Raw genomic sequence first — 22,312 nt, forward strand, 5'->3', positions numbered from 1 at the left:
AAGACTATTAACAAACTCGTCGAGGAGACGTTCCATGAAGACACAACGCAGCATTTTGTTCGCCGCCATAGCCGCCGCCTCGGTGGGCGTTTCCGCGCCTGCCGTCGTATCCGCAGCGCCGGGGGTGCTGGAGGAAATCACCGTCACAGCGCGTAAGCGAGAGGAGAGCATGCAGGACGTTGGCCTCGCGGTCAGCGCGCTGAGCGAAACCGAAATCCAGCGTCAGTTTGCGCGCGATATCCAGGACCTCGCCAATATTGCTCCCAACGTCATCATTGATGACACCGGGCAGGGCCCCGGTGGCACCGCAGCCATCTATATCCGCGGCGTTGGTATCGCCGATCTGGAGAAGAACTTTGACCCTGCCGTCGGTGTAAGCGTCGATGGTGTATTCCTCGGCTCCAACGCGGGTGCGTTGTTGCGTGGCATCGATATTGCGCGTGTGGAGGTACTGCGCGGTCCTCAGGGCACATTGTTCGGCCGCAACACCGTGGGTGGCCTGATCAATATCAGTCGTACTCAGCCCACGGGTGAACTGGGTGGCCGTTTCCGCGCCGGGGTCGAGAACTTTGACACTTACTATGTTGACGGCGTCTTCAATTTTGCGGTTACCGATGACCTCGCTATCAAATTGACCGGCGCCAAGCGCGATCAGGGTGAAGGTTACTACGACAACGTTACCGTGCGGGGTGATCAGGGCCGTCAGGACTACGAGTCACTCGGTTTCAACGCGCTCTGGAACGCCACGGATACGCTGGAATTTGAGTATAGCTACACTATGGAACGACTGGATCAGGACACGCCCGCATTGGTGAATGCAACCCGTCCTGATCAGCTGTTCTGTGTTGCCTATGGCTACTGTTCACCGAGTGTCAATTCGACCATCACCGGTGACCGTAACGGCGTCGCCGGCGGCGGTGGCCGTCCGCCAGTGCCGCCGAGCTTTGAGACAAATATTACCCCTGTCGATGCCGTTGACGACTCCTTTATGGATGCGTTCTTTGATACGGACACGCACATTCTGGAAGCGCGCTGGGAAATCAGCGATGCGCTGCGCTTTGACTATATCTTTGGTTCCTGGGAGTCTGATGAAGCCAGTCTGCAGGATTGGGACGGTACTCCGGAGCTGTTGTATCACACGGACCGCCCGGGCGAGTTCGAGCAGCAGAGCCACGAACTGCGGCTTACCTATGACAACGGCGGTGCATTTAACGTCGTCGGTGGGCTGTTCTTCTGGGATTCCGAGTATGAAAGCCGCATGCGGAGCTATATCGGCTTTGCGGTTCCCGGTTTGATTCTGGATATTCCCCAGACCACCCAACAGGAAACCGAGTCGGTTGCTGCATTCTTCGAAGCAGACTATCGCTTTGCTGATCAGTGGGTGCTCACCGTGGGCGGACGGTACACAGAAGATGAGAAGACCTCACGTCAGTTTGGCGAGGTGAACACCATCCCGGGTCAACATCCCAGCGAGAAGTGGGACGAGTTCACTCCCAAAGTGGGCCTGCGCTATAACATGACCGATGATGTGATGTTCTACGCAACCTACTCCAAGGGCTATCGGGCTGGTGGTTTCAATGGCCGCGTTGCGAGCCTGGAGGAAGCGATTCAGCCCTACGATCCAGAGACGATCGATAACTACGAGATCGGCGTGAAAAGCGAACTGCTGGATAACCGGCTGCGTCTGAATGCGACCATCTTTACCATGGATTACAAGGATAAGCAGGAGGAGCTGCAATTGCCCTCCAGCGAAACCGACACCGGGCAGAAGACCGTAGTTATCAACCCGTCGTCGGCGACCATTCAGGGTATCGAACTGGAGATGCAGGCCTACCTGAGTGACAACCTCAGCGTCCGTGCCAACCTGGGTTATCTCGATTCGGAGTATGACGACTTTGTCTATACCGATGTTGAAGGCTCCATTACGGACCTCAGTGGTCTGGAGTTCCGCCGTGCGCCAGAGTTCACCGGTACCGTCGATGCAACCTACGAGTGGGATGTGGCGGGAGGTAACGCCTGGGTACGCGGCGCGTATCGTTACATTGGCTCGCACTTCACCAACGCCACCAACAACGCCGAACTGGCAAACGATAGCCAGGGGATTGTGGACGCATCAGTGAACTACGCCGTTAACAACCTGACGTTCAGTCTGTTCGGCCGCAACCTGACAGATGAAGACGGCTACACGCACGGCTATGAAGTGGCTGGCCTCTGGTCTTACGCTGCTACCCGTCCACCGCGTACCTACGGGTTCGAGGTGGTTTATAACTTCAACAACTGATTGTCGCGATGAACGAACAGTTGCAGGAGTTGCTCGCGAAGCAGGCGATCACGGAAGTGATCGTCCGCTACGCGCGGGCTCTGGACCGGATGGACGAAGTGCTGCTGCGCAGCGTCTTCCATCCGGGCTCGGAGCATCACCATTTCTTCGAGGGGCCATCTTCTGATCCTTCACGTCCGTCCACCGCGGAGCAGCCTGGTGATTTTGTGGCGTTTGCGTTGGGCGTGCTATCGGCGCACAGCCGCACGCACCACCATCTGGGAAACATACTTGTCGAGTTGGATGGACCGGATAAAGCGAGAGCTGAAACCTACTTCACCGCGTTTCACCGCATGCGACCAGTCGGTGACCCATTGGCGGGCCCGGATGCGTTCGATAACGAGATGGACTATTTCGTCGGAGGGCGTTATCTGGACCACTTTGCGCTGCGCGACGGTGAATGGCGCATCGTGCGCAGGGTTGGAATGACCGACTGGACGCGGCTGGAACCGGCCCAGTCGCGCGGGTTTGGCAGCATTGCGCCGGAGACGGTGGGGCAGCGAGCACCCGACGATTACCTGTACCGAATGTAATGAAGTTTGCGGGGGCTGCGGCCCCCTTTTTTTGCAACCTGTAACGTGGAGATAGCAGGCATGAGATTGGCAGGAAAGGTGGCATTGATTACGGGCGCTGCAAGCGGAATCGGGGCCGCCGCGGTGGAACGGTTTATCCAGGAGGGTTGCCGGGTCGCTTTGTGCGATATCCAAAAGGCGGAGGGCACCGCGCTAGCTGAGAAGTACGGCGACAAGGCAATGTTCAGCTACTGCAATATCACCGATGAAGAGAGTGTGAGCGCGGCCATAGATGCGGCGACGACGCACTTTGGGCGTCTGGATGTCATGTTCAACAGTGCAGGAATTGTTGGGTCGGTTGGCCCTGTTGCGCAGACGCCGGGTGCAGAATGGCGTTTTACCATAGACGTACTCCTGAACGGCGCGTTTTACTGCGCAAAGCACGCTGCGCGTGTCATGCAGCCTCAAGGTAGCGGCTCCATAATCAGCATGGCCAGCACAGCAGGACTCATGGGCGGGCTGGGGCCGCACGCCTATACCGCGGCAAAACATGGCGTGGTAGGACTGACCAAAAACCTTGCCGCAGAGCTGGCAGGCAGCAATGTGCGGGTCAATGCGATTGCCGCGGCATCCATGGCCACGCCTATGGTGGCGAGTGTACTCACCGGCGACCCCAAGAATATCGACAAGGCGAAAGAAATGCTTGCGCAAGCTTCCCCCCTTCGCGGTCGTCCCGGGTTGGCCGAAGATGTCGCGAATGCCGCGCTATGGCTGGCGAGTGACGAATCTGGCTATACCACAGGACATACCCTCACGACTGATGCGGGCTTCACAATCGGCGCGACGGTGGCGGGGCCGGCGTTTGCTGAATACCAGCCACTGATTCGAGAGGCGGGCAAGTCCGGATTGCCGGAGTGACAATGTAGGCCAGAGCATGGCATCCCCCTGGTGCGATGATGGGCAAACCCTGTTGGAATCAGGGCGACGAGTGATTTATTTTTCTGGTCGGGCCGCGCTCTTGTCTATTCGCGGCTATTCCACCTCAAACACATACAGCGCCTCTCCGCCCGTCGGCTGGTAGATCTCAGGGCTGACGACGGCGGTCATGGCGCGAAACACACCGATGCCTGTGGGTACCGCAATGTATTGCTTGCCATCCACCGCGTAGCTGATGGGGTAGCCGTGTAGTGGTGCCCCCAACCGTGTTTGCCAGAGCAATTCGCCGGTTTTCACGTCGAAGGCTTTGAAGTAGCGGTCAAGGTCGCCGATGAACACGAGCCCGCCACCGGTGGTGAGCGCCCCCGTCAGGAACATGGCGCGCTGCTCGTGAACCCAGCTTTCGGCCATGCTGCGTACGTCCCATGCGGCAAGCCGTCCGAGCATGCCATTGCTGCCGGGCATGGGGTAGGTGCGTGAGTCTGCACCGTACCCGCCGGAACCCGGTTCCTGGGCGACCGCGCGCCCGATCATGTCGGAACACAGTTGGTGCAGCGGAATGATCAGGTTGCCGGTTTCGGGGCTATAGGCCGAGGCCTGCCAGTTGTGCCCGCCGTAAATGCCGGGGCAGGCCTCAATCGTGTCGCCGACGCCTGCCGCCACGATATCATCGCGATAGCGCACCTTGCCGCGTGCCTTGTCGATCTCGGCGTAGATGGTCTGTTGCAGTGTTTCAGCCACGTTGACATAAGCACCTGTGGCGCGATCCAGCTTCCAGAGCAGCCCGTCTTTGCCGATGGTGTAGAGCAGCGGCCTGCCGTCTACATCGATTAGGACGCGTTCAAAGCCCACTTCCATATCAATGGTTTCACCGGCGATGTGCTGGAAATGCCACACCAGTTCACCCGTGTCGGGCCGCAGTGCCAGGGTTGAGTTGGTATACAGCGCCTCGTCGGTCGCGCTCATGCCGCGGCTTGACGCCACCCAGGGCTTTGCCTGCGAGGTGCCGATGAAGAACAGTTTGAGCTCCGGGTCGTAGGAGCCGGCTATCCAGGTATCGCCGCCGGCGCGCATCTCCGTGGGCAGGCCTGCCCAGGTGTCGCCACCGGGCGTGCCCGGCAGGGCGATGGTGGAGGTACGCCACAGCTCTTCTCCGGTGTCGGCATCGTGGCCGGTGATGAAGCAACCTTCTTCCTTGTACCACTCGCAGCCATTGAGGCCGCTGATCACCACGCCATCACCGATGATGGGCCCCGCCGTGTGTGTGTAGCCCTTGTTGAAGTCGGCCTTGGGCGTGCGCCACACTTCGGCACCCGTGCGTGCGTCAACCGCCACGATGGCGGCGTCGTAGGTGGCCAGGTAGAGCTTGTCCCCGTAGATCGCGATGTTGCGCGTGGGGCCCCCCAGCGTGCGCGAGGCCTCGGGGAAGCTGTAGGCATACTCCCAGATCAGTTCCCCGGTGTCGGCGGCAAGTGCCTGTATCACGTTGCCGGGGTGAGTGAGGTACATGATGCCATTGTGCACCAGCGGCGTTGGCTGGTTACTGCCGTCCTGCATGGTGATCACCCAGGACAGCTTCAACCCGGCCACCGTGTCGCGGTTGACCTGCCTGAGCGGGCTGTAGCCCTGGCCATCGAGCGTGCGTCGCCAGCTCAGCCAATCACCGTCCGCCGGGTTGCGCAGGTCTTCTGCGGTCACGGGTGTAAAGTCGCTGATGCTGCGGTTCTGGAAGCCTCCGCGCGTGCGCGCGTCCGCATCGATGGAACCTGCACCGTCAAAGGCGACCCAGGAGACTTCGGTGCTGCCATCGGCTGCGCCCACCAATTGGTCAGCGCTGGCAAACAGCCGCTGGTCAACCTCGCCGGCCTCACGATTGGAGTCGATGAGATAGGCCGTGATGGCCGCATGCTGCGCGTCCTCCAGGGACCCGGCGCCCCCGGGGGGCATATTGGCGCGATTGAACGCCAGCAGGGTCATGGCTTCGCGCCCGGCCCATTGCGCCAGAAAATCCGCCCCTTTCAGGGTGTTGCCGTGGGCCGAGCCGCGCAGCGTCAGGCCGTGACAGGTGGCGCAGTGTTCTGCGTAGAGGGCTTCACCGCTAGCGGCCAGCGTGGACAGTGCGGCGTCTTGGGTATCCTCTGCCGCCGCCCCGGCCGCAATCAGGCCCAGGGCGGCCAGTAGTGCTCCTGCCCTCGATGTGGTCCGGGAACGCCTGTATGCCGGTTCTTTCATGCGCTGTAGCCTCCATCGATACCGATAATTTGTCCGTTGATATAGCCTGCGGCGTCACTGAGCAGGAAAGCGGCGAGGGCGGAAACCTCCTCCGGTTTCCCCAGCCGGGGCATGGGTGTTTTTGCCAGACAGTCGTTGATGACGCTCTCTGCGACCGGATCTGCAGTAAACGAGCTGTGCACGATCCCGGCGTCAATCACGCCCGGAGCGATACCGTTGAAGCGAACGTGCTGTGGTCCCAGCTCTCTCGCCAGTTGGCGCACAATGCCGCTGATCGCCGTTTTGGGGATGCCCGACATGGCATCGTTTTCCAGGGTGCGCAGCACGGCGGTTGTGAGCAGTTGCACGACACTGCCGCCACCCGTGGCGGCCAGGCACCTGCCTGCCTGCGTGAGCAGATTGAATGCGCCTTCGACGTCGGTGCGCATGATGTGGCTGAAGGTGTCACTGCTGATATCACAGAGCGGCCGCAGCGGTATGGCGGGCCCGGTGGCGTTGACGACACCAGCCAAGTGGGCGCCCCTGCTCGCACCCGCAGCGAGGAACGCTGCGACCTGATCCGCATCGCAGAGGTCCACCTTAACGGCGGTGGCCTGCCCGTCTGCGCTGATGATGTCCTTGACTACCGCTTCCGCGGCTGTGATACCCGACAATGATGTGCAAGCCCTGCGTGCCCAGATGGCGGCACATGGCGGCGCCCAGGCCGCCGCTGCCTCCGGCGATAGCGATGCTGTGTGGCATGATGAATAATCCCGTGGTTGCTGCGCCCGGATCGGTCGCCAGTACTCGTGCGACAGACCTTTATTAAGTTTCTTGTTTGCGTCTAGCAACTGCGAGTGTAGCGGTGAGATTCCGCTTTGTCATCATTTGTGTCTGCAGTCCTTGAGGGTCAAGGAGTGCTCGCGTGTTCCAGGGGTGCTAGCCCCCCAGCATGAACCCCAGCGGCGCGCCCGAGCCGATGCTGTAGAACCGCTCCAGGTTGGGGAGCACCTCGGTCAGGTCGCTGTCATCGACACCGAACCAGCGTGCGAGCTCGGCAAAATAGAGGTCGGTCGCGGTGGTTGGCACGTAGACCCCGCGACCCACATCCAGCGGATTGTCCGGATGGATATCCGGGTAGTCGCCGTAGAACTGACCGCCGTTGACTGCGCCCCCCATCACAATGTGCTGTCCGCCCCAGCCGTGGTCCGAGCCTTTGCCGTTGGAGGTCAGCGTGCGCGCAAAGTCCGAGGTCGTAAAGGTGGTCACCATGGGCAGGGCACCCAGTTCCGCCAGTGCATCGCGGAAGGCGAGCAGCCCGGCATCAATCATCGGCAGCATGGCCGCCTGGTTTTCCAGCAACCCGTCGTGGTGGTCCCAGCCCCCAACGGTGACAAAAAATGTTTGGCGTGAGCTACCAAACTGGTCCCGCACGCTGATCATGCGCGCGATCTGTCGCATGGCCTGGCCGAAGGGATCGGCAGCAAATCCCGTGGTGAGTGGTTGCGCCCCGGACAATGCGCTGGACACCGCCTGCTGGGTGGCAAGTGCATCTGCGAAGCGGTTGCCGTACTCGCGTCGCAGAAGCTGTTGCTGGCTGCTGGCGAGCAGGTCGTCCACCACGGCGCGGGTAAACCGGCCACCGGGTGAATCTTCGGTGTAGCCATTCAATGACTTCGCACCCTGGTCGTCTGTGGTGATGCTATAGGGGGTTGTTGCGCTGCCACTCTGGAACACGTTGTTGCCCGACAGCGAAATGTTCATGGCCAGGCCGTTGGCAGGCGAGGCGCCCTGCATCAGGTCGGCGATGCGCCCGCCCCAGCCCTGGGCGATGCGCGCATCCGAAACCGCAGTCTGCCACTGCTGGATCTGGTCTGCGTGGGAGAACAGGCCGAGCGGGGTAGGCCAGTTGCCTGCCGCAATAGCCGCGCTGTCCAGAGGGGCCACCAGTGCACCCACGTTGTTGATGAGTGCGGCATCGCCGTCATTGAACAGGCGCTGCAGCCCCGGCATGCCAGGGTGCACGGCATAGGCGCGCCCCGTGGCATCGGTGCCCGCCAATGGGCGTAGCGTGCTGCGCGGCAGGGCGAGGTCGGAGCGCATGTTCGCATACCCGGCGTAGGTGGAGGTATCCCAGGGGACCAGCATATTGAAGGAATCATTGCCGCCGGCCAGCAATACGCACACCAGTGCACGGTAGTCGCTTGCTGCGCCCTGGGCCGCGGCATGACGTACCAACCCCAATTGCAGCAGGCTGCCCAGGCCAGTCGATGCGCCTCCGAGCAGAAGGCCCCGCTGCAACAGTCCCCGTCGTGTCAGCATGTCACAACTCCACCGCGTAGTCGGGCGATATCAACAGCAGGTACAGCGCTACGCGGGTGCGCAGTTCCAGGTCGTCCAGCTGCTCTGCAGCCGAGGTGATGCTTGCGCGCGTCTCCGCTCCCAGCGTGCCGTAGGTGAACACCGTATCCAGCCGCTCCAGCAAAGCGGGCACATCCTCTGCGACCTCCAGGTACTCACCGAGATCAAAACGTGCGGCACTGAAGGGCGGTTCGCGTAGATCGTTGAGGAAGTCGCCCAGAACCGCGCCCTGCAGCAGGTTCGATATGGCGACGATGGAGCTACTGTTGGTGATCTGGAATTCCGGCGCTACCAGCCCGCTATCGGCAATGGGACCGACGGGTGCGAAGGCCGGCAGAAAGAAGTTGAACACGCTGGGCGAGGAGAGGGGGTGCTGTTGGATCTGCTCCTGCACGTAGAAGCCCGCGTTGGCGTAGAAACCATCCGGGCTCGAGGTATTCAGCTGGCGCAGTGTGGCGATCAGGCGCAACAGCGGCTCGCGCAGCTTTCCGCGTGGCCGGTCTGGATCGGGCACGGCGCGGGCTTCCGGGTCGAGCAGTACGGCCCGAATCGTGGCGCGCAGGTCTCCACGGGGGCTGCCGTCCTCGCCATCAAACGCGGCGGCAACCCGTGCGACATAGTCGGGAGACGGGTTGGAACTGACCAGACGCTGTATCAGCTGGCGCCCGATGAACGGCCCCACGTTAGGGTGCTGGAACAGGTTGTCCACGGCAGCCTCAATGTCCTGCATGCCGCTCTGCCCGGCGGGCAGGACCGTGCCCCGGAGCAGGCGCTTTTCGCTGCTGTCATGGTATTCCTCGAACATGCGCATGGGTTCGCGGAAGTTGGGCCGGTAGGCCCGGAACGCGTTGTTGCCGCCCCCCCAGGAGAGCCCGGTGAACACCTTGGCGAATTCGCGGATATCGTCGTTGTCGTAAGTGGGAATCGGTCGGCCCATGTCATCCAGGCGTTCACTACCGTCCGGGTTCAGCTCGAACAGGCCGATGCTGAACAGCTGCATGACCTCCCGCGCGTAGTTTTCGTCGGGGAAGGTGTTGGCCTCGGGGTCCGCCTTGGCATTCTGGATATGGCTGAGGTACACCCCCATGGCAGGGTGCAGCGTCACCTCCAGCAGCAGGTCGCGGAAGTTGCCAAATGCGTGCTCAAGCAGCGTGTCGTAGTAGTTGCTCAGTGCGTAGGGTGACTGGAAGAGCAGATCGACGTTGTCCGACACCACAAAGATTTCACTGAGCGCGAAGGCCACGCGCTGGCGCAGCTGGTCTGGCGCGGTGAGGGTGGTGTGCCACCACGCGAGGCGGCTGAAGAGCCCTTCAAGGCGGGTGGGGTCAGGGTCCAGCGCGCTAAGTTCGCCGCGTGCAGCGCGCGCCATCAGGTCACTGACAACGGTATCGTGCCGGCTGGGTGGCGTGTCGAACTGTGCTTCCAGCCAGGCGTTCTCGCCCGCCTGGTCGATGGCGCGGATGTCTTCCCAGGGCATGCCGAAGGTGGCGCGGGATGCCAGCCGCGCCGCGGCATGAATGCCGCGCAGTGGCTCCTCACCGACGGGCTCCGGGTCGACGGGAATCGGTGTCACCGGGGGCGTATCGGGAATCGGGTCAGCCCCGGAGCCGCCACCACCGCCGCAGCCTCCGCTCAGGGCAGCGCACAGAGTGATGATGAAGATGGCAGCTGTTCTCATCGACCATAGCCTCGATGAATGACGCGTATGGCTCGAATATTAGGCGGTCTGGCAGCGGCTGTCCCGTGAATATCGTCGAAAAGTCGAGATTCGTGGGTAGTTGTGTGCGGTATTCCGCCTCAGCCGTAGCGGCGGGGTTGCTGCCTGCGGTCTGCTATCTGACGGCGCTCGCGGGTAATCAGTTCACCGTTGACCGTGATCGGGAACAGTGTGGGGGCGTTTGACTGGCGCCGGTCACCGCGGCTGCGCGGAATATGATCGCGGCCGGTGTTGGGGACCAGGGAAATGTGTTCCGGCTCATCGTCGGACACGTAGCGGCGAGCGGCCATGGTGAAGAGCACGACAGACACGAGGAGGGCGCCCAGGCCCAGAATCGCGATAATGGTCAGTACTGTATTCATGCCCCGATTACTCTCCCCGCGATGCTGACGCCGCAGCGCCGACTGATGCCCGTTAACCCCTTCGTCGTTATTGCTTGTGCAAATTACGCACCAAAAAGGACAGAGCTATGCGATATCAAGAGGTTACCTAATGCGAGGTGGCATCACAAGCCAAACAGCCGGCTGCAGAATTAAAAAACCTGACACATTTGGGTAACAGGGGCGTCACATTCGCCGTCACGGTAACGCACTTTTGGCGGGTTTAGCGGGCACCCTTGCCGAACAGAATCACCTCGGCAGTTTGCAGAATCACCAGGCAGTCGAGAAACAGGCTTTGGTTCTTGACGTAGTAGAGGTCGTACTCCAGTTTGTGCAGGGCATCGCGTGTGGAGGCGCCATAGGGGTAATTCAGCTGGGCCCAGCCGGTAATGCCGGGCTTCACACAGTGGCGCTTGTCGAAGAATGGAATACTCGCGGACAGCTCGCGCACGAACTCCGGCCGTTCCGGTCGCGGCCCTACCAGTGCCATGTCCCCCACAAGTACGTTGACGATCTGTGGCAGTTCATCGATGCGCAGTTTGCGAATGACCTGCCCAACCCGCGTTACCCGGCTGTCATTGGTGGTCGCCCAGCGCGCCTTGCCGTCGCCTTCCGCGTCCACGCTCATACTGCGGAACTTGAGGACGTCGAACACACGCCCGTTCAGGCCCACGCGTTTCTGGCGGAAAATGACCGGCGCCCGCCACCCGTCTTCCAGTTTGATCGCCAGTGCTGTCAGGAGCATCAGAGGCCAGGTGCCAGCCAGCAGGAAAAAGGCGGCGAGCAGGTCGAGTGCGCGTTTGCCACGATTCTTGGCGCCGCCAGCGGCGAAGCCATCGGAGTAAATGAACCATTCCCGCGGCGCTTCTTCTACCAGAATCTTGCTCGCTTCCTGCTCAAAAAAATCAAGAATGTTGACGACTTCTATCCCGGATGTGCGGCAATGCATCAGCTCCTCCGCAGGCAATGCACCGGGGTCATCAAGGGCCACGACAATCTGGCGGATGTCGTGTGCCAGCGCATAATCGTGCAGGGGTTCACTCGGGGTGAATACGCTCCCTGTCTCTACGAGTGTGTCCTCGCCCTCCGTGCGGACATAGCCGGCAATGCGGAAGCCGCGACGGTCGCTTTTGCGGCGCATACGTTCTGCGATGTTGAGTGCCCTCTGGCCAGTGCCCAGGACCAGGATCTTGCGCTTGAACTGCTCGAGTTCGACGGTGTTGGCGAAAATCACCCGCGTGATCAGGCAGGAGGTAAAGGCCAGGACGGATGAGTAGGCCAGTACACCGCGCCACAGATGCAGGGAGGGCAGCAGATAGAATGTGGCGGCCATGGCGATGGTCACCAGCACCAAAGACCCCGCAACACGCAGTAGGATGCCATTCAGTCCTTCGCGCAGGCGAGGCTGGTAGAGACCAAGGGAGGTCATGGCCAGCACGGTGGTGATGGCAAACACCAGGGCGCGGGGCAGCAGCGTCTCCAGATGGGAGTCCAGCAACGCCTGGTCGCGCAGGAAGTACAGAAAGGTCCCCAGGTAGCAGGCACCGGTAAACAATACAGCATCAAGCAATGCCAGCCAGTAGTAGGCAACGTGAACGTGGTGCTTGAAAACGCGTCGGGTTCCCAACAGGCTACTCGCTAACATGGTGGTCTGGCCCCAGTATACTGTGCATGTTCTGTTTGTCGCGCGGTTTGATGAAGGCGAACGTCCGCCAGCCTTCAAACTCTAGCAGCTGCAGGCATTAGTACAGGGAGAATGTTACATTCTGTGACAGGGTTCTCAGATCCGCAACCGCCAGATGCAGAATTTCCAAACGAGCCGCTTGCGGCGCCACCGTGCGGATCGGTCATGCTGTTGGCTCCTCAAACAGGCCTGCGTACTCGGCGTTGAGCGCGCGTCGGTCAATTTTTCCGTTCTGGTTGTGGGGCAGTGCTTCGCGCACGATGACCCTCGTGGGCACCATGAAATTCGGTAACTCACGCTGGCAGAATGCCAGCAGGTCCCGCTCGAGGGTCGCGCTGCTGGCCTGGGAAGAGGGCGTGACGACCAGCGCGATGGCCTGCCCGAGCTGCACATGTGTCAGGCCCAGTGCAGCGGCGCCGGCAACCAGGCCGGACAGGTAGGCCACTTCCTCCACCTCGGTCGGGCTGACCCGGTAGCCCGAGGTTTTGATCATATCGTCCTTGCGGCTAACGAAGTACAGGTAGCCCTCTGCATCACGCACAACCTGGTCTCCCGACCACACAGCGAGTTCCGGCAGCGGTAGAGCCGGGTCCTGCCCCGGTGCGGGCCGGAAGCGTTCTGCGGTTTTCTCCGGGTCGTTCCAGTAGCCCAGGGCGACCAGGGCGCCACGGTGTACCAGTTCGCCGGGCTCGTCGGCAGCGCAGAGCTCGCCGGCCTCGTTCACCACCAGGATCTCAGCATTGGGAATGGCCTTGCCGATGGACTGGGGTCGCTGCTCGAGTTCCTCGGGGGGCAGGTACGTTGAGCGAAAGGCCTCGGTGAGCCCATACATGAGAAAGATGCGGGTGTGCGGCAGTTTCTGTTGCAGGGCCCGCGTACTCGCGACCGGCATGGCGCCTCCGGTGTTGGTGACGTAGCGCAGGCTGGTGGCGACCTCCGCTGGCCACTCCTGTTGCAACAGCTGGTTCCACAGCGGGGGGACTGCGGCCAGCCCCGTTACCTCATAGCGGGCCACGGCTTTCAGCACATCGCGCGGCAGCAGGTAGTCCATGAGTACCACCGAGGCACCCACGGAAAACGCGGTAGTGACCTGACTCAGGCCGGCATCAAAACTGAGAGGCAGCACCGCGAGCAGCCGATCTTCAGGGGTGTTTTCCAGATACTCGGCGACACTGCGTGCGCCGGCCACCATGTTTCGGTGCGAGAGCACTACGCCCTTGGGGTTCCCCGTACTGCCCGAGGTATACAGCAGGGCGGTCATGTCGGTGTCGATGCGCCGGTGGCGCGGGAGGGGAGTCGCTTCCAGCAGATCCTGCCAGTCGATGATGGTCAGCCCCGGGAGGTCACGTGCCAGCGCCTCCCGGCGCTCGCCGCTCAGTGTGTCGACCAGAACCAGGGTGTGCAGGTCGCTGCAGTCGGGCAGTTCCGCCGCCAGCTGCTGCAGCCTCTGTGCCGAGGTGACCAGTATCCGGGCCTGGCTGTGGCGCAGAATGTAGCTCACCTGTCGCGGCTTGAGGACCGGATTGACCGGAACGAAGCAGCCACCCGCAGCTGCCGTGGCGAAAATGCCCACGACGGTCTCCGGCTGCTTCGGCAAATAGATGGCGACACGTTCTGCCGCACAGAGTCCCTGTGCGAGCAGGCCATTGGCGGCATTACTCACCAGATCCCAGACCTGCGCGTACGAAAGCACCGCGTCCCGGAACAACAATGCGGGTCGGTCGCCCTGCACGTGCGCGCCGCGTGCGATAAACTCATGGATAAGATCTGTCACCCGGGGTTCTCCTTGCCAGGGGTTGCCAGCGTTGCCGCCGTTGCGCGGCCTGATGGTTCTGGACTATGGTCACAGGTTTGCAGTGTCGCCTGCAAAAGCCGCTTCGGCAAGCCTGAAGCGGCGAACCCTGCAGGCCCCTGTCACAGGAGTGATGCCATGAGCCGCTTTTTTCGCCTGATCTCTGTGCCCGCGCTCGCTGCGCTGGTGTGCATCGTTGCCTTTATCCAGCCGGTGCCGGTCAGTGCGGCGTCGCTGGCCGACGTGATTGAGAGTGTGCGTCCGGCCATTGTCGGTGTCGGTACGAGTTACCCTCCCCGCCAGCCCATCGGGGATCGCCGTCCGGACAGTTTGCGTGGGACCGGTTTCGTGGTGGGAAACGGCCAGTTGATCGTGACCAACTACCATGTCCTTCCGGAACTGCTGGACCACGACAATCAACAGATGCTGGCTGTGTTTTCAGGGCGCGGACGCCAGGCCCGTGTACACCCGGCTGAAATTGCGGCACAGGACCCTGTGCACGATCTGGCTGTTCTGCGAATCACCGGTAGCCCGCTGCCGACACTGACCCTGGGCGATTCCGACGGTGTTCGTGAGGGCGATGCGGTGGCGTTTACCGGCTTTCCGATCGGCGGTGTGCTGGGTTTGTATCCCGTGACTCATCGCGGCATGGTGTCAGCGATCACTCCCGTTGCACGCACCGCCGACGCCGCGCGCGATCTCAATGCCGTGCAGCTGCAGCGCATGCGTAACCCGTTCGATGTCTTCCAGCTCGACGCCACAGCCTACCCGGGCAACAGCGGCAGTCCGGTATACGATCCGGCAACCGGAAAGGTGATCGGCGTCGTGAACAGCGTGTTCGTCAAGGAATCCCGGGAGTCCGTGCTCGAGCGCCCCTCCGGCATCAGCTATGTGATACCGGTGACCTGGGTGCATCAATTGCTTGATCGGATTGCCCCTTGAGGCGGCGTAAGGGCGAACACAGGTGATCTGGTGGCGGCCGCAGTTGCGTGTTCTGTTTGTGTGTACCGCAAATGTGTGCCGGTCACCGCTGGCAGAAGCCATGCTGCGTCACCGTCTGCGTGGCATGGGGCTGGGGCGGCGGATTGCGGTGGCCTCTGCGGGGACGCGTCCCGGGCAGCTCGGGCGTCCTCCCGATCCTCGGGTTGTCAGGCTGGCGCAGGTCTATGGTGTTCCACTGGGTAGAATACGCGCTCGCCAGGCAACCCCAGCCCTGCTTGAGCGCAGCACGCACATTCTGGTCATGGAGCACGCGCATAGCGAGGAGCTCGCGCAACTGGCTGCCGGTAGTGTGGCGCTGCAGCGTGTGCGCTTGTTGGGGGACTATCAGCCGGGCGCCGCGGCAGGCCGGCCAGTCGCGGACCCCTATTTCGGTGACTGGCAGGGCTTCGAGGCCGTGTATGCACAGATTGATGGAGCACTGGACGGCCTGTTGGAACAGCTGGTCGCCGACCTGAACCTGCACTGAGGGAAAGCAGGCGCTGTTAACGACGGCGCTGCAGCTGTACGTTTCCCATGCCCCGGGGCAGTTGCACCGTCAACGGCTGTGCACCGGGCAGTTGCACCGTCAAGGTATCGTTCGTTGTTGTCAGTGTCGCCAGCATCGGCTGCGTCGGTTGTGCCAGGGATTGCAAATCGGTAGTGCGCATGACAACGAGGAACTCCTGGGTTTCAGCCTCCCGGCCTGGCTGCAGTTCCAGGCGCCAGGCGCCGGGTTCGGCACCACGCTCGCGGCGCAGGCGCTGGGCGGTTGCCTGTAGCGTGCCGCCCTCGTCATAGTTCTGTTCGTCTACGAAGAACTCCAGTCCCGACCCGCCGATGGCGGTGAGGTTTGCATCCTCTGGTAGCAGGACCTGGCCATGCAGCTGTCCGCGCAGGCCACCTGGGTTGAGCGGTGCCGCGATGCGAAAGTCCCTGCCCTGAAGTTCAGGTTCGAGTTCGCTGTGCAGTAACCATTTTTGCCGGAAACTGGCATCGTGGGCCGTCACGCGATCGTAGACAATGATGACCTGCTGTTCTCTGTCGAAGACAAAACTGCGCTGGTAGCTGCGCACCCGCTGGCGGCGCGCCGAAAAGTCCCCCTTGCCGGAAGCCGCATTGGTATAGGCTGGGGTGAGGTCTGCGACCACCCAGGACACGCCGCGCTCGTCTCCGTGGCGCACTTCACCGACGGTGCGATAGTGCTCGGCCTGTTGCTGCCAGTGCTGGAAGTCCAGCGGTGCCGCGCGCCCCCATCCGGAGCCGACTCGCCGCTGCCCGCCATCATTGGCGATGGCGCGGCTGGAGCCGCCCTCGCCCTTGGGTGGCATGGGCACAGTGTCTTCCGGGTCGGTGACCGTGATGACGTTGTGGGCGATGCTTTGAGAGGTGTAGTTCATGTGGTGCTCAGAGCCGTAGCGGTTGTAGAGGCCGCTGTCTATGGCCAGTGCTCCGTTGCGGAAAATGGTGAACGCTCCCTGGTCCAGATGTGAGTGTGACCAGTAGTTGTCGCCCGCGCGAAAGGTTACAAAGGTGGCGTCTTCGCTCCAGCTGGAGCGCGCCAGCAGCAGTCCAATGCCGTCGAACCAGCGGCTGGTGGGCTCGCGCTGCAGGGCAGTCGTATCCGCAAAGCCGGGCTGCGCCAGGGGGCCCCAGGGCCAGGACAGGGGGCGCAGCGGCGTTGTTGGTGCGGCGAGGGTATAGGCGGCGCGGTGCCCGACCTCCAGGGCCAGCGGTGCCAGGTCCGGAATACGGCGACGGAAGTGCGCCGCGTCCCCACTGCGAATGTAGGTGCCGTCGGGTCGGGTCCTGTGCAGGGCGAAATCGGCGAAGCCGCGGATACCCGCTTCGCGGGCGAAGAGATCCTCGCCGGTGGCGTTGCGCCACAGCGCGGGCAACTGGTACACCGCCTGGCCGATACCAATACCGATGTATTCTCCCCCTTCATGCCAGCCACCTGTGGAGCCCATCACCTGGCGCCACACGGGCAGTACCCGGTGGCGCCAGTAGTCTGCGGTGAATCGCATGCAACGGTCGTTGTCACTATCACCGTGGCTGGCGATGGCGGCCATCATCAGTGCCTGCAGCGGACTGTTGTAGAGGTAGACGTTGTACGGCGAGAGGGCGTACTTGTCGGTGATCACGTGAATCTGGTAGTCGCAGGCTGCCTCCACGCTGGCGAGCAGGCTTTGCCGTTGCGCTGGCGTCCACTGTGCGTACAGCCAGTCGTAGGCCAGCGCCAGCGGACGGGTTTGCTCGTGGCCACGCCAGGTGGGTTGCAGTGCCATCAAGTCCGTGTGCAGGGCCTGTAGATCCACGGAGCCGGGTTCTACAAGGGCCATGAGAATCCGTGAGTACAGTTTTCCTTCCCGCGCGGCTTTCCGATGTCGCTCCCAGAAGGCCGGATGGTGTGCGCGCAGCAGGGCGATGTCCTGGTCTGTCGGTGCCGGCAGCCTTGGATGCGCCTGTCGCCAGGACGGAAAAGTGGGCGCTGGGAGTTGTTCAATTGTCGGCAGCGCGTAAGGTGCAATGTCCTCCCGGGCGAGGAATGCGTACAGGCCTGCCAACAGCCCCACGAGGCTGGCGCCGGCGAGCAGCAACACGCGGTGACGCCGGGGAAATCCCGATTTTCCGCCCCTGCGGCGTCCAGCTGATGTGGGCGGCTGCCTCTGGTCACGCTGTGGGTCCGGCTCAACGGGCCAGGGCCAGACCGTGGCCAGCCACCAGCCGCCCGTCGCCACCAGCGCGTCGGTAATGTCGGGGTAGCGGCCGGGCACGAATTGCTGCCACCACTCCAGCCCCAGGGTAACGGCAGCAATGAGGCAGGCCAGCACGGTGCGCAGGTTGCGGTTGCGGCTCCAGGGGTAGGTGACCCAGGCGAGCGCGATGAACACCCACAGGGTCTCCAGCAGGTTGACCACCCCGTGCACGCTATTGATGTGACCGCGAAACGGTATCCAGTTGATGGTACGCAATGCGCTGTTGCCCTCCGCAGGCAGCAACGCGTCCTCTATCAGGAAGGCGGTCAGCGACAGCAGCAGCAATCCGCGCAGCAGGCCGGTGGAGGCGGTGCGCAACAGCCAGAATATCGGGATCAGGCAGACGAAGGCCAGTAGTGCCTCGGCCGACAGTACCCGTCCCAGCACTAGAATCTTGCCTGCCAACACCAGCGCCAGCAGTCCACACACAGCGGACAGGCGGCGCTGGACGGGGGCAAGAACGCTCAGCAGCAGCGTGCCCACGGTAAACAGCATGAATAGATAGCTGACGACCTGGGCGCTGTTCAGGGGTGCCTTGCCGGTGAGTGTGGCCTTGAGGGGGGCCAGGCCTGCGCGCAGGTTGCCGATATCGAGGCTGGGCACGAGTGGGGCCCATTGAGCGAGGATCCAGCAGCCCAGCGCCAGCAGGCCCAGCCTGCCGGTAGCGGGGTCACGGAGTGCTGCAAGCACGCGCTGGGTAAGCCGTCTGGAGAGCGTCAGGCGCACGGCCAGTCCGGCGCCCAGCGCGCCGAGGAATCCGCCGGCGCTGTTCAGTAGCAGGTCTGCCAGTGAACTCACCCGCCCGGGCAGGTAGGTTTGACCAAACTCCAGGCTGGCGGACAGCGCCGTGGCCGCCGCTGTTGCGAGCAGCAGTCTGCGCACAAACGGCCCGCGCAGGCAGAGCATGGCCAGCAGTCCGAAGGGCAGGTACACGATCAGGTTGAGAATAAAGTCCGAGCGGGCCACCCGTTTTGGCCAGTCCATGGCCATGAAAGCCTGCCAGCCTCCCAGTGCCCAGTCCCAGCGGTCGAGCGGGAACCAGGTGCCGTAGACCAGCAGCAGGGAGTACCCAAGCCACAGCCAGGGAAACGGTGAGCGGGTCGGTGGTATCACCGCAGAGAGCTCCGGTTATTTGAAACCGTACTTTTCCAGTAGAGTGTACAGGGTCGGTCGGGTTACACCGAGCAACGCTGCCGCTTCCGAGACGTTGTCCCCGGCATGCCCCATCGCGCGGATGATCGCCCCCCGCTCCGCTGCGTCCCTCACCTGCCGCAGGTTCAACGGCAGGGCATCCTCGGTGGATTGCGTGTCGAGTTCCAGATCCTCTGCGGTTACCTGGGGGCCGTCAGCCATAATGGCCGCCCGTTTCACCCGGCTCTCCAGTTCCCGCACATTGCCTGGCCAGGTGTAGCGTTCCAACGCTTCGAGGGCACTGCTGTCGAAGCTGCGGCCACCATTGCCGAGCTCGGCGGTGAAGCGCGACAGGAATGCCTTGGCCAGCACGGCCGTGTCACCGGTGCGATCTTTCAACGCGGGAATCTTGATCGTCATTTCACTGATTCGGTAATAGAGATCCTCACGGAAGCGACCCTCTCGCATCTGCTCTTCCAGGTTCTGGTGCGTCGCACACACGATACGCACGTCAACCGGTATCTCTTTACGCCCTCCAATACGCTCGACCACGCGCTCCTGCAGAAAGCGCAGCAACTTGGCCTGCAACTCCAGCGGCAAGTCGCCGATTTCATCGAGGAACAGCGTGCCCTCGTTGGCATATTCAATTTTGCCGATGGTCTGCTGGTTGGCGCCGGTGAAGGCGCCTTTTTCATACCCGAACAGTTCGCTTTCGAGCAGGTTTTCCGGAATCGCGGCACAGTTGATGGCCACCATGCGTTTACCCGCCCTGGGGCTCAGTTCGTGCAGCGCGCGTGCGAAGCGCTCCTTGCCGGTGCCGCTGGCGCCAAGCAGTAACGTGGTGATGTCGGTGGGCGCAATTTTCTCCACGGTGCGACACACCTTCAGCATCTCCGGGCTGACCGCAATGATGTCGCGCAGCGGCATGTTCTCGCTGGCTTTCTGCAGCCGCAGGTTTTCCCGCTCCAGGGCATAGACGTGATAGGCGCGGTCCACCAGCATCGACAGCAGCTCCGCATCGGCGGGCTTCTGGTGGAAATCCCAGGCGCCACCGGCAATCGCCTTCACCGCGTTCGCGCGGTCGTTGTCGCCGGTCACCACAATCACCTTTGTTTCCGGCGCGAGGCTCAGGACCTCGCGCAGAGTAGCGAGACCTTCGGTGACGCCCCCCGGATCAGGCGGCAGCCCGAGATCCAGCAACACCACACCGGGCTCGAAGCGGCGCAGTGCGGTGATGGCCTCGCTGCGATCTCCCGCGATGGCCACCTCGTAGCCGTCGAAGGCCCAGCGCAGCTGGCTCTGCAGCCCCTTGTCATCTTCTACCACCAACAGGTGTCTGGTTGTTGTCTTTGCCATGTTGTATCCGGTTATTCCATGTTGCTCGTTGAGAGTCCGCCGGCCTGGGGCAGGGTCACCCGGAAACGGCTGCCGACGCCCGGCTCGCTCTGCACGCTGATATCGCCACCCAGCTGGCGGATGTACTCCCGGCTCTCGAATGCGCCGATGCCCATACCGGTCAGGCCCTTGGTGGATTCAAAGGGGCGGAACAGTCGCAGTCGCAGGAACTCGGCGTCCATGCCGCGGCCGCTGTCGCTGATGTCCACGATCACCTGGTTGTCGCCGGTGGTGATCTGCACACTGACGCTGCCATCGGCCGGGGTCGCCTCCTGTGCGTTCTGGATCAGGTGGTTGAATACGGTGGCGAGCCGTTCGCTGTCCGCTTCCACGTGCACCGGGTGGTCGAGGCCTGCAAGACTGGGGATGGGCCGGGCGCTACTCCTGCCCTCAACGACCTGGCGCAGCAGTGGTTCCAGCTCAACATCAGCCGCACTGACACTGCGCATACCGCTGCGCATTTGCTCCATCAGGCGCTGCATGCGCGCCACCGAGTTGTCGACAGTGGCGATCATGTCATCAATAAATGCCGGATTATGGCGGTGCTTGGCAGCATTGGATACGATCAGGGACTGCTGCGCCAGAATATTTTTCAGGTCGTGCACGACATACGCTGATAAGCGGTTGAACGCATCGAACTGCCGCGCCTCAACGAGTGCCTGGCTCGCCAGATGCTGAGCCAGGTGGCTGGCGGCCTGGCGGCCGGCGGTTTTCAGCAGGTCGCGGTCTTCCCAGTTGATACTGTCCTTCAGTTCCGACCGTCGCAGCATCAATACACCCTCCAGGCGGTCGCGGAAGACCAGTGGGATGATCAGCCAGAGCGATTCATCCTGCCGCAACCAACGCGGCAGTTGCAGGTCAACATAGACATCCGGCGAGGCCCGCCATTCCTGCAGGTTGATCACCCAGTCTGTGCGCTGCAGCCAGGCGGGCAACGCCCCGAGGCCCTCTTCGGCGGCACCCTCGGGAACGCTCATCTCCCAGTGTGCGAGCAGGCGCAGGGGTTGGCCCTCGCTGCCGCCCCACAGCAGACCTGCGCGGCTGTCGACCAGCGGGCCCATGATCCGGATGATCCCCTCAGCGACTTCTTCATTGAGGCTGGCGAGTGCCCGGGTGAACTTTAACCACTCCTCACGGTAATCATAGCGATAGCTGAAGAAGTGTTTACTCAACTGCACGCGCAGTAGCGCTCTCAGGCGGCCGGAGAACAGCAGGCTGAACAGCAGCGTTGCGGCGGCGACCAGAAAAGCGAGCTGCAGCACCGTACCCCAGGTGCCCCCCATGAACTTGAGGAAGTAGCCGATCGCGGCCATACCCAGCAGGTAGATGCCGGCACCCACCAGCGTGACCGTATGGAAGACGACCTGTCGGGAGACCTGGAGTTTCACACGCCATGAGCTGTAGCGTGCAAAGGCAATACCCAGCGCCGGTGTGACCACCGCGTTGACCAGTCCGCGCGCCTGCCACAGGTCCGGGTCCAGGCGACGGAACAGCAGGGCCTCGGAGTACATGAAGAAGTCCCAGGCGGCGATGGCGCCCAGGCTGAAACAGAGAAACTTCAGCGACCAGCGCTCCGCCGTGGTGGCATTGCGGTAGAGCTGTTCCACAACCAACAGCGTGCCGAGGGCAAAGGCCAGCCACAGGCCGAGCGTGACTTCGTAGCCGAAGTGCAGGCCTCCCAGTGGTGCCAGCATCGGCGCCAGCACAATCAACAGGGCGACCGCAGAACCCAGGTAGAACAGCGGCCGCCAGTCGCGGCCGCGCAGGGTGAGCGAGGCGCCGTCGGTCTGCAGGCCAAGCAGTTGTAGCAGGAAGTACACCCAGGCGATATTGCGGACCAGTTCTGCGACCTGTATCAGGTGGACGGGGGGATACTCTGCCAGTGTGCCAAGCCCGATGATGGCAGACCAGAGTGCGGAGGCCGTGCAGGCAAGCACGAGGCTGATACCCAGTGGCTGCACGCGCCACTGAAAGACGAGCAGCAGGGCCAGCAGTCCGAAACTGGTGGCGGCAATCAGGTGCGTTATCAGGCCGATATTGCCCATCATCCGATTGTCCCACTCCCCGCCGAATCTGTCGTGTTATGCCGCGCTGCGTGTGCAGGCATGGCCGTGATAGCGTTCAGACCTTATACTC

At 62.4% G+C, this 22,312-nt stretch carries 15 protein-coding genes; 5 read left to right on the forward strand and 10 right to left on the reverse strand.

Annotated features, from left to right (window positions below; genetic code table 11):
* The first annotated feature begins 34 nt into the window (after positions 1-34).
* The 3 genes from AACZ17_RS10825 (at position 35) to AACZ17_RS10835 (ending at position 3,750) form a co-directional block, all read left to right on the forward strand.
* The gene (locus tag AACZ17_RS10825) at positions 35-2,281 is read left to right on the forward strand and encodes a TonB-dependent receptor (RefSeq protein WP_290745813.1); all 2,247 of its coding nucleotides are present in this window, start codon (positions 35-37) and stop codon (positions 2,279-2,281) included.
* Between the two features lie 8 nt (positions 2,282-2,289).
* Positions 2,290-2,853 (forward strand): nuclear transport factor 2 family protein, encoded by a 564-nt coding sequence (locus tag AACZ17_RS10830; protein WP_290745816.1) that lies wholly within the window; start codon positions 2,290-2,292, stop codon positions 2,851-2,853.
* Positions 2,854-2,931: 78 nt separating this feature from the next.
* Positions 2,932-3,750 (forward strand): SDR family oxidoreductase, encoded by an 819-nt coding sequence (locus tag AACZ17_RS10835; protein ID WP_339638249.1) that lies wholly within the window; start codon positions 2,932-2,934, stop codon positions 3,748-3,750.
* Between the two features lie 114 nt (positions 3,751-3,864).
* Here AACZ17_RS10835 and AACZ17_RS10840 read toward each other — a convergent pair whose 3' ends face one another.
* The 7 genes from AACZ17_RS10840 to AACZ17_RS10870 form a co-directional block, all read right to left on the reverse strand.
* Positions 3,865-6,000 (reverse strand): PQQ-binding-like beta-propeller repeat protein, encoded by a 2,136-nt coding sequence (locus AACZ17_RS10840; protein ID WP_290745822.1) that lies wholly within the window; start codon positions 5,998-6,000, stop codon positions 3,865-3,867.
* The gene (locus AACZ17_RS10845; RefSeq protein WP_290745825.1) at positions 5,997-6,653 is read right to left on the reverse strand and encodes an SDR family oxidoreductase; all 657 of its coding nucleotides are present in this window, start codon (positions 6,651-6,653) and stop codon (positions 5,997-5,999) included. Before AACZ17_RS10845 ends, AACZ17_RS10840 begins: the two co-directional genes overlap by 4 nt.
* Before the next feature lie 265 nt (positions 6,654-6,918).
* Positions 6,919-8,301 (reverse strand): DUF1501 domain-containing protein, encoded by a 1,383-nt coding sequence (locus AACZ17_RS10850; RefSeq protein WP_290745828.1) that lies wholly within the window; start codon positions 8,299-8,301, stop codon positions 6,919-6,921.
* A 1-nt stretch (position 8,302) separates the two neighbouring features.
* Positions 8,303-10,018, reverse strand: coding sequence for a DUF1800 domain-containing protein (locus tag AACZ17_RS10855; protein ID WP_290745831.1), 1,716 nt, complete (start codon positions 10,016-10,018; stop codon positions 8,303-8,305).
* Positions 10,019-10,137: 119 nt separating this feature from the next.
* Entirely contained in the window at positions 10,138-10,419 is a 282-nt protein-coding gene (locus tag AACZ17_RS10860; RefSeq protein ID WP_290745832.1) for a hypothetical protein, read from the reverse strand.
* A 241-nt stretch (positions 10,420-10,660) separates the two neighbouring features.
* The gene (locus AACZ17_RS10865) at positions 10,661-12,082 is read right to left on the reverse strand and encodes a TIGR03013 family XrtA/PEP-CTERM system glycosyltransferase (protein ID WP_290745835.1); all 1,422 of its coding nucleotides are present in this window, start codon (positions 12,080-12,082) and stop codon (positions 10,661-10,663) included.
* A 202-nt stretch (positions 12,083-12,284) separates the two neighbouring features.
* Positions 12,285-13,895, reverse strand: coding sequence for an acyl-CoA ligase (AMP-forming), exosortase A system-associated (locus AACZ17_RS10870; RefSeq protein ID WP_290745839.1), 1,611 nt, complete (start codon positions 13,893-13,895; stop codon positions 12,285-12,287).
* A 156-nt stretch (positions 13,896-14,051) separates the two neighbouring features.
* On the opposite strand from AACZ17_RS10870, the gene AACZ17_RS10875 reads away from it, so the two are divergent.
* On the forward strand, positions 14,052-14,855 hold the full coding sequence (locus tag AACZ17_RS10875; protein WP_290745842.1) for a serine protease: 804 nt from the start codon (positions 14,052-14,054) through the stop codon (positions 14,853-14,855).
* 58 nt (positions 14,856-14,913) lie between these two features.
* A complete protein-coding gene (locus tag AACZ17_RS10880) occupies positions 14,914-15,381 on the forward strand; it encodes a low molecular weight protein-tyrosine-phosphatase (RefSeq protein ID WP_290746111.1) in 468 nt (155 codons plus the stop codon).
* Positions 15,382-15,397: 16 nt separating this feature from the next.
* Here the strand turns inward: AACZ17_RS10880 and AACZ17_RS10885 are convergent, their stop codons facing one another.
* Genes AACZ17_RS10885 through prsK form a run of 3 tightly spaced genes read right to left on the reverse strand, consistent with a single transcriptional unit; the run spans position 15,398 to position 22,224 of the window.
* The gene (locus tag AACZ17_RS10885; RefSeq protein WP_290745845.1) at positions 15,398-18,763 is read right to left on the reverse strand and encodes a VanZ family protein; all 3,366 of its coding nucleotides are present in this window, start codon (positions 18,761-18,763) and stop codon (positions 15,398-15,400) included.
* A 15-nt stretch (positions 18,764-18,778) separates the two neighbouring features.
* Positions 18,779-20,137 (reverse strand): PEP-CTERM-box response regulator transcription factor, encoded by a 1,359-nt coding sequence (prsR, locus tag AACZ17_RS10890; RefSeq protein WP_290745848.1) that lies wholly within the window; start codon positions 20,135-20,137, stop codon positions 18,779-18,781.
* A gap of 11 nt (positions 20,138-20,148) precedes the next feature.
* Positions 20,149-22,224 (reverse strand): XrtA/PEP-CTERM system histidine kinase PrsK, encoded by a 2,076-nt coding sequence (prsK, locus tag AACZ17_RS10895; RefSeq protein WP_290745851.1) that lies wholly within the window; start codon positions 22,222-22,224, stop codon positions 20,149-20,151.
* Positions 22,225-22,312: the final 88 nt, after the last annotated feature.

Origin of the sequence: uncultured Haliea sp. (assembly GCF_963973825.1) — a bacterium.
GTDB lineage: Bacteria > Pseudomonadota > Gammaproteobacteria > Pseudomonadales > Halieaceae > Haliea.

Coding starts and splice junctions, on each gene's coding strand:
- AACZ17_RS10875 (WP_290745842.1), top strand. CDS start 14,052: ATGAGCCGCTTTTTTCGCCTGATCTCTGTGCCCGCGCTCGCTGCGCTG.
- AACZ17_RS10855 (WP_290745831.1), bottom strand. CDS start 10,018: ATGAGAACAGCTGCCATCTTCATCATCACTCTGTGCGCTGCCCTGAGC.
- AACZ17_RS10825 (WP_290745813.1), top strand. CDS start 35: ATGAAGACACAACGCAGCATTTTGTTCGCCGCCATAGCCGCCGCCTCG.
- AACZ17_RS10850 (WP_290745828.1), bottom strand. CDS start 8,301: ATGCTGACACGACGGGGACTGTTGCAGCGGGGCCTTCTGCTCGGAGGC.
- AACZ17_RS10860 (WP_290745832.1), bottom strand. CDS start 10,419: ATGAATACAGTACTGACCATTATCGCGATTCTGGGCCTGGGCGCCCTC.
- prsK (WP_290745851.1), bottom strand. CDS start 22,224: ATGATGGGCAATATCGGCCTGATAACGCACCTGATTGCCGCCACCAGT.
- AACZ17_RS10830 (WP_290745816.1), top strand. CDS start 2,290: ATGAACGAACAGTTGCAGGAGTTGCTCGCGAAGCAGGCGATCACGGAA.
- AACZ17_RS10865 (WP_290745835.1), bottom strand. CDS start 12,082: ATGTTAGCGAGTAGCCTGTTGGGAACCCGACGCGTTTTCAAGCACCAC.
- prsR (WP_290745848.1), bottom strand. CDS start 20,137: ATGGCAAAGACAACAACCAGACACCTGTTGGTGGTAGAAGATGACAAG.
- AACZ17_RS10840 (WP_290745822.1), bottom strand. CDS start 6,000: ATGAAAGAACCGGCATACAGGCGTTCCCGGACCACATCGAGGGCAGGA.